Origin of the sequence: Bradyrhizobium sp. 164 (assembly GCF_023073715.1) — a bacterium.
GTDB lineage: Bacteria > Pseudomonadota > Alphaproteobacteria > Rhizobiales > Xanthobacteraceae > Bradyrhizobium.
The window spans coordinates 94163-107751 of sequence record NZ_JADPKA010000097.1; the positions used below are offsets into that span (position 1 = coordinate 94163).

A 13589-nucleotide genomic window follows, 5' to 3' on the forward strand; every position below is an offset into this window, starting at 1 on the left:
GTTCCTCGGTGCAGTATCAATTGGTCGGCGCATGGATCAGGCCTCGTTCGACAGCGAGTCCGTTGCGGCGAATACTTCGGCCTGTTCGCATGGTTTCAGTCCTCGCCCAAAACACGCTTAGATCGAAATAACCGCTTATAATTATTAAATATTTAAATGTATTAACCATATAATTTTGACGCTATACAAAAGTCAAATTAAATCATGCATGCGGGCACGGATCGCATCAGCGCATTGCCGCAAGTCTGGTCCGTCTCGGCGGATGCGCCCAGATCATCAGGGGATTTACGAACTGGGCTGGAAGCCGGCGACCTTCGTCGCTCAGACGGCGAGCAGTGTCGCGGGAGTCCTGGCGCCGGCGGGTTACGAAGCCGCCCAAGGCATCGTGAGTTCGGCATATCTCAAGGACGCCAGCGACCCGCAATGGGCCCACGATCAGGAGATGAAGGACTGGCGGGCTTGGATGTCGAAGTACCATCCGCAGGGCGACGTCAACGATTACCTCAACGTCTGCGCCTACGCTCAGGCCTGGTGCCTGGTGAAGATCCTCGAACAGGCAGGCCCGCACCTTACGCGCAAGAACATCATGGCGAGAGCGACGAGCGTCGATTTTCGCGTTCCCGTGCTCCTTCCCGGAATCGCTCTCGAAAACAGCAAGACTGATTATCGCCTGATCAAGAAGGTCCGTTTGATGAAGTTCGAAGGCAAGCGATGGGCGCTATTGCCGGAATAGGAAGCGAACAATACCATTTGCTTTTCGAGCGGCAGCGGAGCTTCGTCCTCGCCCGACGCCAGGTTTGGGAATGAGTCATGAGAGCAGTTGTCGTCGAAAACTACGATCGCATTGAAAACATCGCCATCAAGGAGGTCGCGAGGCCGGAGCTGTCGCCAGGGCACGTCAGGGTTCGGGTCCAGGCGGCCGCGGTCGGGTTCGTGGACGGCTTGAAGGTGCAGGGCCTCTACCAGACCAAGGACCCTCTGCCCTTTACGCCCGGCTCGGAATTTGCGGGCGTCGTCGATGAGGCGGCTTCCGATGTGGTGGGCTTTGCACGAGGGACGCCGGTCATCGGGATGGTCCGAAACGGCGGCCTTGCAGACTATATTTGCGTTCGGGCCGCAGACCTCTTCGTGACGCCGAATGGCATCGATCCAGAAACGGGAGCCGCCTTCTTTGCCAACTATCTCACGGCGCTCTATGCGCTCAGTGCGCGGGCCAAGCTGGTCAGGGGCGAGACACTTCTGGTTCTAGGTGCTGCGGGCGGCGTCGGCATAGCCGCCGTTCAGGTCGGAAAGTTGCTGGGCGCGCGGGTGATCGCGGCGGCATCGACCGATCACAAGCGAAGGTTTGCGATCAGGTTCGGCGCGGATGCCGCCCTGGACTACACGGGTGAGAGGTGGCGCGACGAGCTCAGCGAGCTGACAGGCGGTCACGGCGCCGATGTCATCTATGATCCGGTCGGCGGCGACCTGAGCCTTCAGGCGTTTCGGTCGATCGCGTGGAACGGCCGGCACCTCGTGATCGGCTTTGCCTCAGGGACCATTCCGGCGCTGCGGTTCAATCTGCCCCTCCTGAAAGGGGGTGCGCTGCTGGGCGTGGACCTGGCCCAGATCGGCCGTCGAGAGCCGGAGGTACGAGACCGTTCGGTTGCCCAATTGTTCGACTGGCTCAGCAACAAGACGCTTATTCCGGTTGTCGGAAAGGTTTTCCCTTTCGAGGAATTCCGGGATGCCTTCGCGGCGATGACGACGCGCTCCGCCCTCGGGAAGATGGTTGTTCGGATCAGCTGACGACAGCGACCATCCGATCAGTCGGGCGCATGGCGACGAGATGATCGGATATGCTGCTCGCGAAGCGGACCGCGCATTCCAGCGAACCAATGCGCGCCTGTGCCCATCGATGGCAGGATAGCATCCTGCCGGTGTTTTGCCCGACGTGTCAACGTCGCTGCGACGGCAGATGTCGTCCCGGTGCAGTTGGAAAACCCCTTGTCGATCAAACCCATCCCTACTGTGCATGGGGTTGTTTTCGCACTTTTTGTCTGAGCGCCCAGCTGCGGGCGTGCGCATACACAGCATGCGTGCTTGTCTCTGTGGCAGGCGGCCCGGCCGTAGTACATGCCGAAAGCCCATCAACACGCCGCCGGTGCAATGCGCAAGGCAATGACAATAACGCAATGACAATCACGTTACCTGCCGCAGCGCGCAAGCCCGATCACACCATTTCCGATGGCCTGCCGGCCGCGCAGCGGCGCTGGGCCATCGCCGCGATCTTCACCGCGCTGGCGATGGCCTCGCTCGACACCGCGATCGCCAACATCGCCCTGCCCGCCATTGCCGCCGACCTGCATGTCACGCCGGAGCAATCGGTCTGGGTCGTCAACGTCTATCAGATCGCGCTGGTGGCGACGCTGCTGCCGCTCGGGGCGCTCGGCGAGATCGTCGGGCACCAGCGCATCTATCTCGGCGGCCTGATCCTGTTCACCATCGCCTCGCTGTTCTGCGCGGTGGCCTGGTCGCTGGACAGCCTGCTCGTCGCGCGCACGCTGCAAGGCCTAGGGGCCAGCGGCATCATGAGCGTCAACACTGCCTTGGTCCGCTTCGTCTATCCCGGCCGGATGCAGGGCCGCGGCTTCGGCCACAACGCGCTGGTGGTTGCGACCGCCTTCACCTTCGGGCCGTCCATTGCGTCGGCGATCCTCGCGCTCGGCCCGTGGCCATGGCTGTTCGCCGTCAATATCCCGTTCGGCCTGGTCGCGATCGGCATCGGCTTTGCAATGCTGCCGAAGACTCCGCGCGCCGACCACGGTTTTGACTTTCTCGGCGCGATGCTGGCGTCCGCCTGTCTCGGCCTGTTCATCACCGGGATCGGCAGCGCCGCGCATAATTTGTCGCCGGTGGTCGTCGGCATCGAGTTGGTCTCGGCGCTCGCGCTCGGAATCATCCTGACGCGCCGCCATGCCGGCCATCCCGCGCCGATGCTGCCGATCGACCTGTTCAGCCGGCCGATGTTCGCGCTGTCGGCGGCAACCGCGGTGTGCTCATTCGCCGTGCAGGGCCTCGCCTTCGTCTCGCTGCCGTTCTACTTCGAGGACGTGCTCGGGCGCTCGCAGGTCGAGACCGGATTCTTCATGACGCCATGGCCGCTGGTGGTCGGCATCATGGCGCCGATCGCCGGGCGCCTGTCCGACCGCCACGCGGTCGGGCTGCTCGGCGGCATCGGCCTCGTGCTGCTCGGCCTCGGCATGGCGCTGCTGGCGATGCTGCCGGCCAATCCCGCCATTGCTGACATCATCTGGCGGATGGTGATCTGCGGCATGGGATTCGGCTTCTTCCAGGCGCCGAACATGAAGGCGGTCATGTCGAGCGCGCCGCCGCATCGCAGCGGTAGCGCCTCCGGCATCGTCGCCACCGCGCGCCTGACCGGGCAGACCACGGGCGCGGCGCTCGCCGCGGCCTGCTTCGCGCTCGCGGGCCACGACGGCGCGACATTGGCGCTGGCGCTCGGCGCAGGCTTTGCCGCGCTCGGCAGCGTGATGAGCTTCCTGCGTCTGGCGGTGAAGTAAGCTCCCGAGCCCAGGGGTCAAGCCGCCGTCACGTCGGCAGTCGCCGGAGTGACGGTTTCGTTGTCCAGCGCCGCCAGGCGCTCATCGATGGCAGCGATGACCTTGCGCGAGAACGGTCCGAGATGGGCGTAGGCGGCGATCATCTGCACGGCGATGCGCGCCGATGAGGTATCGCGCTTGGCGCAGTTCATGAAGGTCTGCCACAGCGGCCCGCGCGCCTCGGGAAGGGCGGTGACCACACGGTGCACCGTTTCCATCGCGCCGAGCTTGGCGCGCTTGTCGCCTTCCGCGAGCTCGTGGCGCTGCCGCGAACGGTCAAGCAGCGTCATCAGGCGGTCGACGCGTCCTGCATAGGCCGAAGGGCTGTAGATGTGCTCGAGTACCCGCTTGTAATCCGTCAGGATGTCGCGCAGCGGGCGCACCGGATCGAAGTTGATCCCCGCCGTGCACTGATCGGCGCCGATGGTCGGCGCCACATCGTGGCCCGGGTGTAGCCGGCCTTCCCGCTCCAGGCGGCGCGTCAGCTGCGTGTTCGGCAAGGCATAGAGCAGGCCGACCATGCTGACGGGGATCGCTGCCTCTTCGATAAAATCGATCATCGCCTCCGCCATCGAGACCTTCTCGTTGTCGAATCCGACGATGAAGCCCGCGGTGACGAGAATGCCGGCGGCGTAGATCTTGTGGATGCTCTCGGCGATATTGCGCCGCGTGTTCTGCTTCTTCCGCATCGCGACCAGCGTCGCCGGATCAGGGCTCTCAATGCCGACGAAGATGCCAAAGAAATTGGCCGCCCCCATCAGCTCCAGGAGCTCCGGATCGTCGGCGAGGTTGACCGAGGCTTCAGTGGAGAATTCGAACGGATAGCCGTGGGCGCGCTGCCATTCGGCGAGCTGGGGCAGGAACAGCCGCAGCGACTTCTTGTTGCCGATGAAGTTGTCGTCGACGAAGTCGAGATGGCCCCGATAGCCCATCTGGTAGAGCATATCGAGCTCGCGCAGGATCTGCTCGTTGGTCTTGGTCCGCGGCACGCGTCCGTAGAGCTCGATGATGTCGCAGAACTCGCAGGTGAACGGACATCCGCGGGAATACTGCACACCGAGATAGAGGTAGTCCTCGAACTTGAGCAGGTCGAAACGCGGAACCGGCGTCGTGGTGACGTCGGCCTGGAATTTCGGCGCGGTGAAGACGCCGGACCGGGCGCCGTTGTCCCAGGCCGCAATGAATTCGTCGATGACGCTCTCGGCCTCGCCGAGCACCCGGAAGTCGGCCCGCTCATAGATGTGGGGGCTCGAGGTGGGATCGGGACCGCCGACGACCACCGGCTTGCCGGCGGCGCGGCAGAGCTCGATCAGGCGCAGCGTGTCGGCCTGCTGCGGCAGCATTCCGCCGGTGAAGACGACGTCGGCCCAAGCGAGATCGTCGTCGCTGAAAGGCGCCGTGTTGCAATCGATCAGCCGGACCGTCCAGCTCTTGGGGAGCATTGCGGCGACGGTGATCAGGCCCAAAGGGGCGGCAGGTCGCTTGACGCCCAGCACTTTGCAGGATTCGCCAAAGCTCCAGAAGGACTCTGCCGAGAACAGCGGGTAGAGCATCAGTACGTTGCAGGGACTCGGCACGTTCATGGAACTCCTGTTGGCGGCGGCGCAGTGTACCAAAGTGCCTGCGTCTTGCATCCCGCAAAAGGGACAAACTGTCGCCGCTGTGCGGCGGCGGTCCGGCCCGGAACCGGCGTTCACGGCCGGACGTCGCCTTCAGCCGCGGATTGGCGCCCACCGAAGAGGCGTCAACCCGAATCGATCGAGAAGGGATGAGGCAAAACAGCGCTCCGGTCCATCCTCTCGAGCGGCAGCGCAACAGATACCCTCGGACTGTTGATTTGAACAGTTCCAGTTTGCCCGACACATTGCGTCCCTGAGTTCAATCGGTGGATTGGGCCAATCAGGGGACTTGCGATGGCAAATCTAACAATCAACGGAAAAACTTTCACACTCGACGTCGAGCCGGATACGCCGCTGCTCTGGGCGATCCGCGAGAACGCTGGCCTGACCGGCACCAAATACGGTTGCGGCATTGCACAATGCGGCGCCTGCACGGTTCACATCGATGGCGTGGCGATGCGCTCCTGCGGCGTTTCCGTCAGTGAGGCCGAGGGCAAGAAGATCACCACGATCGAAGGGCTCGCCTCCGGAGATTCGCTGCACAAGGTGCAGGAAGCCTGGATCGCCCAGGACGTGCCGCAATGCGGCTATTGCCAGAGCGGCATGATTATGGCGGTGGCCGCGCTCTTGAACGAGAAGCCGAAGCCGACCGACGCCGACATCGACGAGGCCATCACCAACATTTGCCGCTGCGGCACCTTCGCCCAGGTGCGCGAGGCGATTCACACGATCGCAAGCGCGTAAGGAAATCCCACATGAATAAGCATGTTTCGCCGCGGCTCAACCGCCGCGCCTTCGTCATCGGCACGGCCGCGGTCGGCGCCGGCCTCGCAATCGGCCTCGACATCCCGTTCGGCGGCCCCGCCGTGGTCCGCGCCGCCGACGGCTCGCCTGAGGTCGGCGCCTGGGTCGTGGTCCGGCCGGACGACACGGTCGTGATCCGCATCGCCCGTTCGGAAATGGGTCAGGGCTCGCTGACCGGCCTCGCCCAGCTCGTCGCCGAGGAGCTCGAATGCGACTGGACCAAGGTCACGACCGAATATCCAACTCCGGGCCAGAGCGTCGCCCGCAAGCGTGTCTGGGGCGATTTCTCGACCGGCGGCAGCCGCGGCATCCGCTCCTCGCAGGACTATGTCCGCAAGGGTGGCGCCACCGCGCGCGTGATGCTGATCCAGGCCGCCGCCGATGCGTGGAAAGTGCCGGCATCCGAATGCACGGCCGCGAACAGCGTCATTACCCACACGCCCTCGGGCAGGACGACGACCTACGGCAAGGTCGCCGAGGCTGCGGCCAAGCTTAGTCCACCGGCGGACGTCAAGCTGAAGGATCCGAAGGACTGGAAGCTGATCGGCAAGGGCGTGAAGCGGCTCGACACCGCCGACAAGACCACCGGCGCCATGATCTACGGCATCGACGTCAAGCTGCCGGGCATGTTGAACGCCGCAATCAAGGACTGCCCGGTGTTCGGCGGCAAGCTGAAGAGCTTTGACGAAGCCAAGGTCTCCGGCATGAAGGGCGTCAAGAAGGTCGTCAAGGTCGGCGATACCGCGGTTGCCGTGGTTGCCGACACCTGGTGGCACGCCAAGACCGCGCTGGAGGCGCTGCCGATCGTCTGGGACGAGGGCGACAACGCCAAGGTCTCCAGCGAGTCCATTGCGAAATGGCTGGCTGAAGGCCTCGACGACGCGCAGCCGGCCTATGTCGGCAACAAGAACGGCGACGCCAAAGCGGCAATCGCCGGTGCCGCCAAGAAGATCGAGGCCGTCTATAGCTACCCGTACCAGAACCATGCCACCATGGAGCCGATGAACGCCACGGCGCTCTACACCGCGGACAAATGCGAGGTCTGGTGCGGCACGCAGAATGGCGAGGCTGCGTTCGCGGCGGTGCTGGAGGCGTCGGGATTGCCGGCGGAGAAGTGCGACGTGCACAAGGTGATGCTCGGCGGCGGCTTCGGCCGGCGCGGCCAGACCGACTATGTCCGCCAGGCGGTCATGATCGCCAAGCAGATGCCGGGCACACCGATCAAGCTGTTGTGGTCGCGCGAAGAGGACATGGCGCACGGCAAGTATCACCCGATCACCCAGTGCAAGATGACCGGCGCGTTCGACGCCAACAACAATCTGGTCGCGCTGCACTACCGCCTGTCCGGCCAATCGATCCTGTTCTCGCTGCGCCCCGAAGCGTTGCAGAATGGCATGGATCCGGCCGCATTCCAGGGCGTCGCCCAATCCGGCGAGGCCGCGTTCGGCTACTCGGTGCCGAACTTGCTGATCGAGCACGCGATGCGTAACCCGCACGTCCCGCCCGGCTTCTGGCGCGGCGTCAACGTCAATCACAACGCGATCTATATGGAATGCTTCATGGACGAGCTGGCCGAGGCCGCAGGCCAGGACCCGCTCGAATTCCGCCGCAAGCTGATGGGCAATCACCCCAAGCACCTCCCGGTGCTTAACGCCGTTGCCGAGAAGATCGGCTGGAGCACGCCCGCGCCGCAGGGCGTCTATCGCGGCATCGCGCAGGTCATGGGCTATGGCAGCTATGTCGCCGGCGCCGCCGAAATCTCGGTGACCGATGGCAGCAAGATCAAGGTGCATCGAATCGTCGCCTCCACCGATCCCGGCTATGTCGTCAATCCGGCGCAGGTGGAGCGGCAGATCGCTGGCTCCTTCGTCTATGGCCTCTCCGCGCTGTTCTACGGCGGCTGCACCGTCAAGGACGGCAAGATCGAGCAAACCAACTTCGACACCTACAACTCGATGCGCATCAACGAGATGCCGAAGGTCGAAACTGTGATGGTGCCGAGCGGCGGGTTCTGGGGCGGCGTCGGCGAGCCGACCATCGGCGTCGCGGCGCCGGCGGTGCTCAACGCCTACTTCGCGGCAACGGGCAAGCGCATCCGCTCGGTGCCGCTGCGCGACCAGAACATCACCTTCGCCTAAGAGAGCGCTGCGGCTGCCACAACGGCAGCCGCAGCATTTTTCCGGACAAGTCTCATGAATGCGCCGGTGACACGGCGGAATGCCGTCCTCGGCATCACCGCTGCGGCCACATCGCTCGCCGCACCTTCGATCCTGCGGGCGCAATCGGCGGGCCGCGTCGTCGTGGTCGGCGGCGGCTTTGGCGGCGCGGCCTGTGCCCGCGCGCTCAAGCGTGTCGATACGAAATTGCAGGTGACCCTGATCGAGCCGAACAATATCTTCATCTCCTGCCCCTTCAGCAACGAGGTGATCGCGGGCCTGCGCGAGATCGAGGCGCAGCAGTTCGGGTACGACAAGCTCACCGCCCAGGGCATCAGCGTCGTCGCCCAGGCTGCGACGACCATCGACACGCAAAAGCGCAGCGTGACGGCGGCCGATGGGGAAGCGTTCGGTTATGACCATCTCGTGCTATCCCCAGGCATCGACTTCCATGTCGAAGCGCTGCCCGGCTACGACGACGCCGCATCGGAAAAGATGCCGCACGGCTGGAAGGCGGGTGCGCAGACCCTGCTGCTGCGCAGGCAATTGGAGGCGATGGCGGACGGCGGCACCGTCGCGATCGCAATTCCCGCCAATCCCTTGCGCTGTCCGCCAGCACCTTACGAGCGGGCCAGCCTGATTGCGCATTATCTCAAGACGAACAAGCCGCGCTCGAAGGTGCTGATCCTCGACGCCAAGGACAGTTTCTCACAGCAGCGGCTGTTCGAAAAGGCATGGAAGGAGCTCTACGGCGATATGATCGATCGCGTCGCGCTGTCGCAAGGCGGTCGCGTCACCTCGGTCGATGCCGCAACCAGAACCATCGTCACCGAATTCGGCAACTACACCCCTGATGTTGCCAACGTTATTCCGCCGCAGCGCGCCGGGCGCATTGCCGAAATCGCAGGCGCTGCGGACGCGACCGGCTGGTGCCCGATTGATCCCGTCACCTTCGAATCAAAGCTCGTCAAGAATGTCCACGTCATTGGCGACGCCTGCCTCGGCGGCGGCATTCCCAAATCGGCTTCCGCTGCAAGCGCGCAAGGCAGGGCTTGCGCCGCTGCCATCGTGAACCTCCTTGCCGGCCGTGCGCCGGAGACGCCACGGCTGACCGGCGTCTGCTACAACATTGTCGCTCCCGGCTACGGCTTTTCGCTTGCCGGCAATTACCAGCCGAAGGGCGACATCTTTGCGGAGGTCGAAGGCGGCGCGACCAGCCCCGTTGACGCGCCGCGCGAGCTGCGTGCGCGCGAGGCGATTGAGGCCGAGCATTGGTTTCAAAGCATCACGGCGGACACCTTTGGATGAGATTCGGTCCGCTTGCCAGCCACGAACACGGTGCGCTCCCTCCCCCGCCTGCGGGGGAGGGCTGGGGAGAGGGTGTCTCCGCAATCAAGAACCCCCAAGAGGAAAGAGCCCTCACCCGCGCTTTCGGCGCGACCTCTCCCGCAAGCGGGAGAGGTAAAAGGGGTTCGCGGCTAGATTTCTCTTCACACAATCGCTTGACTGTCGCTGCGCTGGTCGCAGCAAGTCTTGCACTCGCGGGTGTTGCGAAAGCCGAAAGCCTCGCGCCCTACACAATCATCGGCGACGGCATTCCGGCTTCGCTCACCGGCTCGCCCGGCGATGCCGTGCGCGGCCGCGCGCTGGTGCTGGCGCGCACGACGACATGCATCCTCTGCCATTCCGGTCCATTCCCGGAAACGCCGTTCCAGGGCGATCTCGCGCCCGATCTCACCGGTGCCGGGAACCGGTGGACGGCGAGTCAGTTGCGGCTTCGTCTGGTCGATGCCTCGCGCTTCAACCCGCAGACCATCATGCCGTCCTATTATCGCCATGACGGGCTTGTGCGCGTCGGGCGCAATTTCGCCGGCGAGCCGATATTATCGGCCGTCGAGATCGAGGACATCGTGGCCTATCTTGCAACGCTCCGAGACTAGGATCGCTCATGCCAACCACGCGACGACAATTCTTAAGCCTCGCCGGCAGCTTGACGGCCGCCGGCACGATCCCGATCGTCACGCTGCGGCCAGTCGAGGCGACACCGCCAATGCTCAACACCGCGATCCGCAACGTCGTCGGTGAGGCACAGATTCGCACCGGCAAAATCAAGCTCGACATCCCGCCGCTGGTCGAGAACGGCAATACCGTGCCGTTGACGGTGAGCGTCGCAAGTCCAATGACGGACGCGGACTACGTCAAGAGCATCCACGTCTTCAACGAGAAGAACCCGCAGCCGAACATTGGCAATTTCCATCTCGGTCCCTCCTCCGGCCGCGCCCAGGTCTCGACTCGGATCCGGCTCGCCGACAGCCAGAAGGTGGTCGCGATCGCGCGCCTTTCCGACGACACCTTCTGGCAGGTCGCCGCCGACGTCGTCGTGACGCTGGCCGCCTGCACAGAGGAGATGAACTGATGGCAGCGCTCATCAATGTTCCGGCCAAGGCCAAACGCGGCGAGATCATCGAGATCCGCACGCTGACTTCACACATCATGGAGACCGGCTTCCGCCACACCGCAGCCGGCGCGCTGGTGCCGCGCGACATCATCACGAGCTTCACGTGCCGCTACAACGGCACCGAGATCTTCCGCGCGGATCTGTTCCCGGCGATCGCCGCGAACCCTTATCTGTCGTTCTTCACGGTCGCCAAGGACAGCGGCAAGTTCGAATTCGAATGGATCGGCGACAACGGCTATTCGTCCACCGCATCGGTGTCCATCCTAGTCGAATGAGGTTTTGGCGCGCGATAGCGGTGGCGCTGACCGCCACGGTCCCTGCCCTGCTCGCCGGTGAAATCCCGCCCGAGGCGCGTCGCTCCGGTTATTCCTTCATGGGACCCGACACGCGCGCGATGCAGGATGACGACACCTCCAATCCGGGCATGCTATTCGTGCTCGACGGCGAGGCGCTGTGGGGGAAGAAGACCGGCCGTGCGCAGAACTCCTGCGCCGACTGCCATGGCGATGCCCGCGGCAGCATGAAGGGCGTCGCGGCGCGCTATCCCGCCTTCGACAAGGCGCTCGGCCGCCCCGTCACGCTCGACCAACGCATCAATCTCTGCCGCAGCAACCACCAGCAGGCTACGCCACTGCCATACGAGAGCCGCGACCTGCTGGCGTTGTCCGCTTTCGTCGCCCATCAATCGCGCGGCGTTCCGATCACCGCCGGCGACGATCCGCAAGTAAGACCCTTCGTCGACCAGGGCCGCGACCTGTTCATGCAGCGCGAGGGCCAGCTCAATCTTGCCTGCTCCAACTGCCATGACGACAATTTCGATAAACGTCTCGCCGGTGCGCCGATCACGCAGGGACAGCCGACCGGATATCCACTCTATCGCCTGGAATGGCAGACGCTGGGTTCACTGGAGCGACGGCTGCGCAGCTGCATGACCGGCGTGCGCGCCCAGGCTTATGATTACGGCTCGCCCGAGCTCGTTGCGCTCGAGCTCTATCTGATGTCGCGGGCGCGCGGCTTGCCAATGGAGACGCCGGCGGTGCGGCCGTAGGTCATAACGAATCTGAAACTGGCCGTCGTCTAGCCCGTCAAAGTCTTCATCGCCACCAGGATGGCGGCCGAATCCGCGACCCAGCCGAAGATGCCGCCTTGAGCCTTGATCATCTTTAGGCCCATCTCGTGAAACTCGGGAAAGTAAGATGCGCAGCCGTCGGAGATCACGATGCAGCGATAGCCGCGGTCATTGGCCTCGCGCACGGTGGTGTTGACGCAGACCTCCGTGGTGACACCGCATACGAGCAAGTTTTCGATGCCGTATTTCTCCAAGACGTCGCCGAGCTCGGTGGCGTAAAACGCACCCTTGCCCGGCTTGTCGATCACGATCTCACTGTCAAGCGGATAGAGCTCGGGAATGATATCGTGCCCGGCCTCGCCGCGAATGAGAATACGCCCCATCGGGCCGGGATCGCCGATGCGCAAGGACGGCGCGCCGCGCTCGAGCTTCGCCGGCGGTGCGTCGGAGAGATCCGGCAGATGGCCTTCCCGGGTGTGGATCACCAGCATGCCGGTGTCGCGCGCCGCCTTCAGCACCGCGCCGATCGGATTCACCGCGCGCGCGAGCTGGCTGACGTTGTTTCCCAGCGTCTCACCGAAACCGCCTGGCTCCAAGAAGTCGCGCTGCATGTCGATGATGAGGAGCGCGGTGACGAGCCAGTCGAGCTCGATCGGCTCGGGCTCGGCATTGATGATTCCCCGTGCCGGCTTGGTTGAGTTCAGCATGATGCCCCCTTGCCCGAACGCTGTGCCGCAAACTTGTGCAAGCGCCGTGCCATTCGAAGCGACGCTCTCTGGTCTTGCTTCCCGTTCTCACGGGAGAGGCGGACGCCACCGCTCGCCGCTACCCTCCCGCCCCATACAGCTGCCGATACTCGTCCTCGTATGGCGCGTACGACTCCTTCAGCGTCGCCATGTTCAGCAGCATGGTGGCGACCTGTGCATTCGCCTTGTCGAACACGCGCGTCTTGACCCAGGCGCTTTCGGTTCGCCGGCTGCCGGAAAGTGCGACCACCTCGCGCTCCACCTCATAGTCCTCGCCGACGAAGAGCGGGCCCTGCAGCAGGCGGATCTCCTGATCGGCGAACAGGCCGACCGCGGGCCCCTTGGCCGGCAGCGGATCGTCCTTGGAGCGGTACTGGAACAGCACGCTGAGCATCTCGATCGGGATGATAGGCTTGCGCCATGGATTGTCGGCGCCAGAGTAGTACGGAGAGCTCTCCGTGATGACCGCGAGTTTCTGCCGCAGCGAGAACGGGTAGAGATCGCCCATATTCTGATCAAATGCCATGCGGACAGTCTGCCGTTTGCTGGTCTGCGCCACCTTCACGTCGCGCAGGATCACGGGATCGGTCAGCGGCTTGAGCTCGCCAAGGCGCGTCTCGAGCGCGGTCGCTACGTGCGGCTCGCCGACCGAGGCGGTGCCGCGCAGCACCTCGGTGCCGTCGCGCTTGACCATCTGGATCTGGCACTGGCGGGTAGCCGGCAGCGGCTTCGACAGGATTGCCTGCACCTCCTCACCCTCATAGCAGACGCTGCGGTAATGCGCGGAGAGGCACCCCGTTTCGAACCAAGCGCGCCCCCACAGCCGTTCGCCGAGCGGTGCGAACTGGCTGAAATGCGTGGGCCCCTCGATAGTGCCGCCCTTGAAGCCGAGCTTCTGCGCCGTGGCGTCGTCATGGATCGAGGCGTGCGCCTCGTAAGTTTGCGCTTGCAGCATCTGGCGCGGCCGGCGCCACGGTCCGATCAACGCCTGGGCCGTCTCAGTGATCTCGGTGTCGAATGCGTTTGCAGCCATGGTGTTCTCCACAAGTAGCCATGACTAGCAGGAGCGCCACGGATGCGGCCAGCGATATTGACTTCGCCGACCCATGCTTTGACTGTCACAATTCGCGTCGCG

13 protein-coding genes are annotated in these 13589 nt (G+C 64.1%); 10 read left to right on the plus strand and 3 right to left on the minus strand.

Annotated features, from left to right (window positions below):
- Positions 1 to 175 precede the first annotated feature (175 nt).
- The 3 genes from IVB01_RS30285 to IVB01_RS30295 all read left to right on the plus strand — a co-directional run bounded on the left by IVB01_RS30285 (position 176) and on the right by IVB01_RS30295 (position 3563).
- Complete coding sequence (locus IVB01_RS30285) at positions 176 to 733, plus strand: ABC transporter substrate-binding protein (RefSeq protein WP_247279257.1); 558 nt, start codon at positions 176 to 178, stop codon at positions 731 to 733.
- A 77-nt stretch (positions 734 to 810) separates the two neighbouring features.
- A complete protein-coding gene (locus IVB01_RS30290) occupies positions 811 to 1788 on the plus strand; it encodes an NADPH:quinone oxidoreductase family protein (RefSeq protein ID WP_247279256.1) in 978 nt (325 codons plus the stop codon).
- Positions 1789 to 2174: 386 nt separating this feature from the next.
- Positions 2175 to 3563: an MFS transporter gene (locus tag IVB01_RS30295; RefSeq protein ID WP_247279255.1), complete on the plus strand. Its 1389-nt coding sequence runs from the start codon at positions 2175 to 2177 to the stop codon at positions 3561 to 3563.
- A gap of 17 nt (positions 3564 to 3580) precedes the next feature.
- Here the strand turns inward: IVB01_RS30295 and IVB01_RS30300 are convergent, their stop codons facing one another.
- Entirely contained in the window at positions 3581 to 5185 is a 1605-nt protein-coding gene (locus IVB01_RS30300) for a radical SAM protein (RefSeq protein ID WP_247279254.1), read from the minus strand.
- Between the two features lie 330 nt (positions 5186 to 5515).
- On the opposite strand from IVB01_RS30300, the gene IVB01_RS30305 reads away from it, so the two are divergent.
- The 7 genes from IVB01_RS30305 (at position 5516) to soxA (ending at position 11687) form a co-directional block, all read left to right on the plus strand.
- Positions 5516 to 5965 (plus strand): (2Fe-2S)-binding protein, encoded by a 450-nt coding sequence (locus IVB01_RS30305; protein WP_247279253.1) that lies wholly within the window; start codon positions 5516 to 5518, stop codon positions 5963 to 5965.
- Positions 5966 to 5976: 11 nt separating this feature from the next.
- Complete coding sequence (locus IVB01_RS30310; protein WP_247279252.1) at positions 5977 to 8163, plus strand: molybdopterin cofactor-binding domain-containing protein; 2187 nt, start codon at positions 5977 to 5979, stop codon at positions 8161 to 8163.
- A 54-nt stretch (positions 8164 to 8217) separates the two neighbouring features.
- On the plus strand, positions 8218 to 9489 hold the full coding sequence (locus IVB01_RS30315; protein ID WP_247279251.1) for an NAD(P)/FAD-dependent oxidoreductase: 1272 nt from the start codon (positions 8218 to 8220) through the stop codon (positions 9487 to 9489).
- A gap of 194 nt (positions 9490 to 9683) precedes the next feature.
- A complete protein-coding gene (gene soxX / locus IVB01_RS30320; RefSeq protein WP_247279250.1) occupies positions 9684 to 10121 on the plus strand; it encodes a sulfur oxidation c-type cytochrome SoxX in 438 nt (145 codons plus the stop codon).
- 8 nt (positions 10122 to 10129) lie between these two features.
- Positions 10130 to 10597 carry a SoxY-related AACIE arm protein gene (locus IVB01_RS30325; RefSeq protein ID WP_247279249.1) on the plus strand — a complete coding sequence of 156 codons (468 nt, stop codon included), beginning with the start codon at positions 10130 to 10132 and terminating at the stop codon, positions 10595 to 10597.
- Entirely contained in the window at positions 10597 to 10914 is a 318-nt protein-coding gene (soxZ, locus tag IVB01_RS30330; protein WP_247417363.1) for a thiosulfate oxidation carrier complex protein SoxZ, read from the plus strand. Before IVB01_RS30325 ends, soxZ begins: the two co-directional genes overlap by 1 nt.
- Positions 10911 to 11687, plus strand: coding sequence for a sulfur oxidation c-type cytochrome SoxA (gene soxA / locus IVB01_RS30335; protein ID WP_247279247.1), 777 nt, complete (start codon positions 10911 to 10913; stop codon positions 11685 to 11687). The genes soxZ and soxA overlap by 4 nt, the downstream gene beginning before the upstream one ends.
- Positions 11688 to 11716: 29 nt before the next feature.
- Here soxA and IVB01_RS30340 read toward each other — a convergent pair whose 3' ends face one another.
- On the minus strand, positions 11717 to 12415 hold the full coding sequence (locus IVB01_RS30340; RefSeq protein ID WP_247279246.1) for an isochorismatase family cysteine hydrolase: 699 nt from the start codon (positions 12413 to 12415) through the stop codon (positions 11717 to 11719).
- A 118-nt stretch (positions 12416 to 12533) separates the two neighbouring features.
- Complete coding sequence (locus IVB01_RS30345; protein WP_247279245.1) at positions 12534 to 13487, minus strand: hypothetical protein; 954 nt, start codon at positions 13485 to 13487, stop codon at positions 12534 to 12536.
- Between the last annotated feature and the right edge of the window lie 102 nt (positions 13488 to 13589).

Bases quoted from the DNA above. Each gene is read 5' to 3' on its own strand.
- IVB01_RS30290 (WP_247279256.1), top strand. From the start codon at position 811: ATGAGAGCAGTTGTCGTCGAAAACTACGATCGCATTGAAAACATCGCC.
- IVB01_RS30295 (WP_247279255.1), top strand. From the start codon at position 2,175: ATGACAATCACGTTACCTGCCGCAGCGCGCAAGCCCGATCACACCATT.
- IVB01_RS30300 (WP_247279254.1), bottom strand. From the start codon at position 5,185: ATGAACGTGCCGAGTCCCTGCAACGTACTGATGCTCTACCCGCTGTTC.
- IVB01_RS30305 (WP_247279253.1), top strand. From the start codon at position 5,516: ATGGCAAATCTAACAATCAACGGAAAAACTTTCACACTCGACGTCGAG.
- IVB01_RS30310 (WP_247279252.1), top strand. From the start codon at position 5,977: ATGAATAAGCATGTTTCGCCGCGGCTCAACCGCCGCGCCTTCGTCATC.
- IVB01_RS30315 (WP_247279251.1), top strand. From the start codon at position 8,218: ATGAATGCGCCGGTGACACGGCGGAATGCCGTCCTCGGCATCACCGCT.
- IVB01_RS30325 (WP_247279249.1), top strand. From the start codon at position 10,130: ATGCCAACCACGCGACGACAATTCTTAAGCCTCGCCGGCAGCTTGACG.
- soxZ (WP_247417363.1), top strand. From the start codon at position 10,597: ATGGCAGCGCTCATCAATGTTCCGGCCAAGGCCAAACGCGGCGAGATC.
- soxA (WP_247279247.1), top strand. From the start codon at position 10,911: ATGAGGTTTTGGCGCGCGATAGCGGTGGCGCTGACCGCCACGGTCCCT.
- IVB01_RS30340 (WP_247279246.1), bottom strand. From the start codon at position 12,415: ATGCTGAACTCAACCAAGCCGGCACGGGGAATCATCAATGCCGAGCCC.
- IVB01_RS30345 (WP_247279245.1), bottom strand. From the start codon at position 13,487: ATGGCTGCAAACGCATTCGACACCGAGATCACTGAGACGGCCCAGGCG.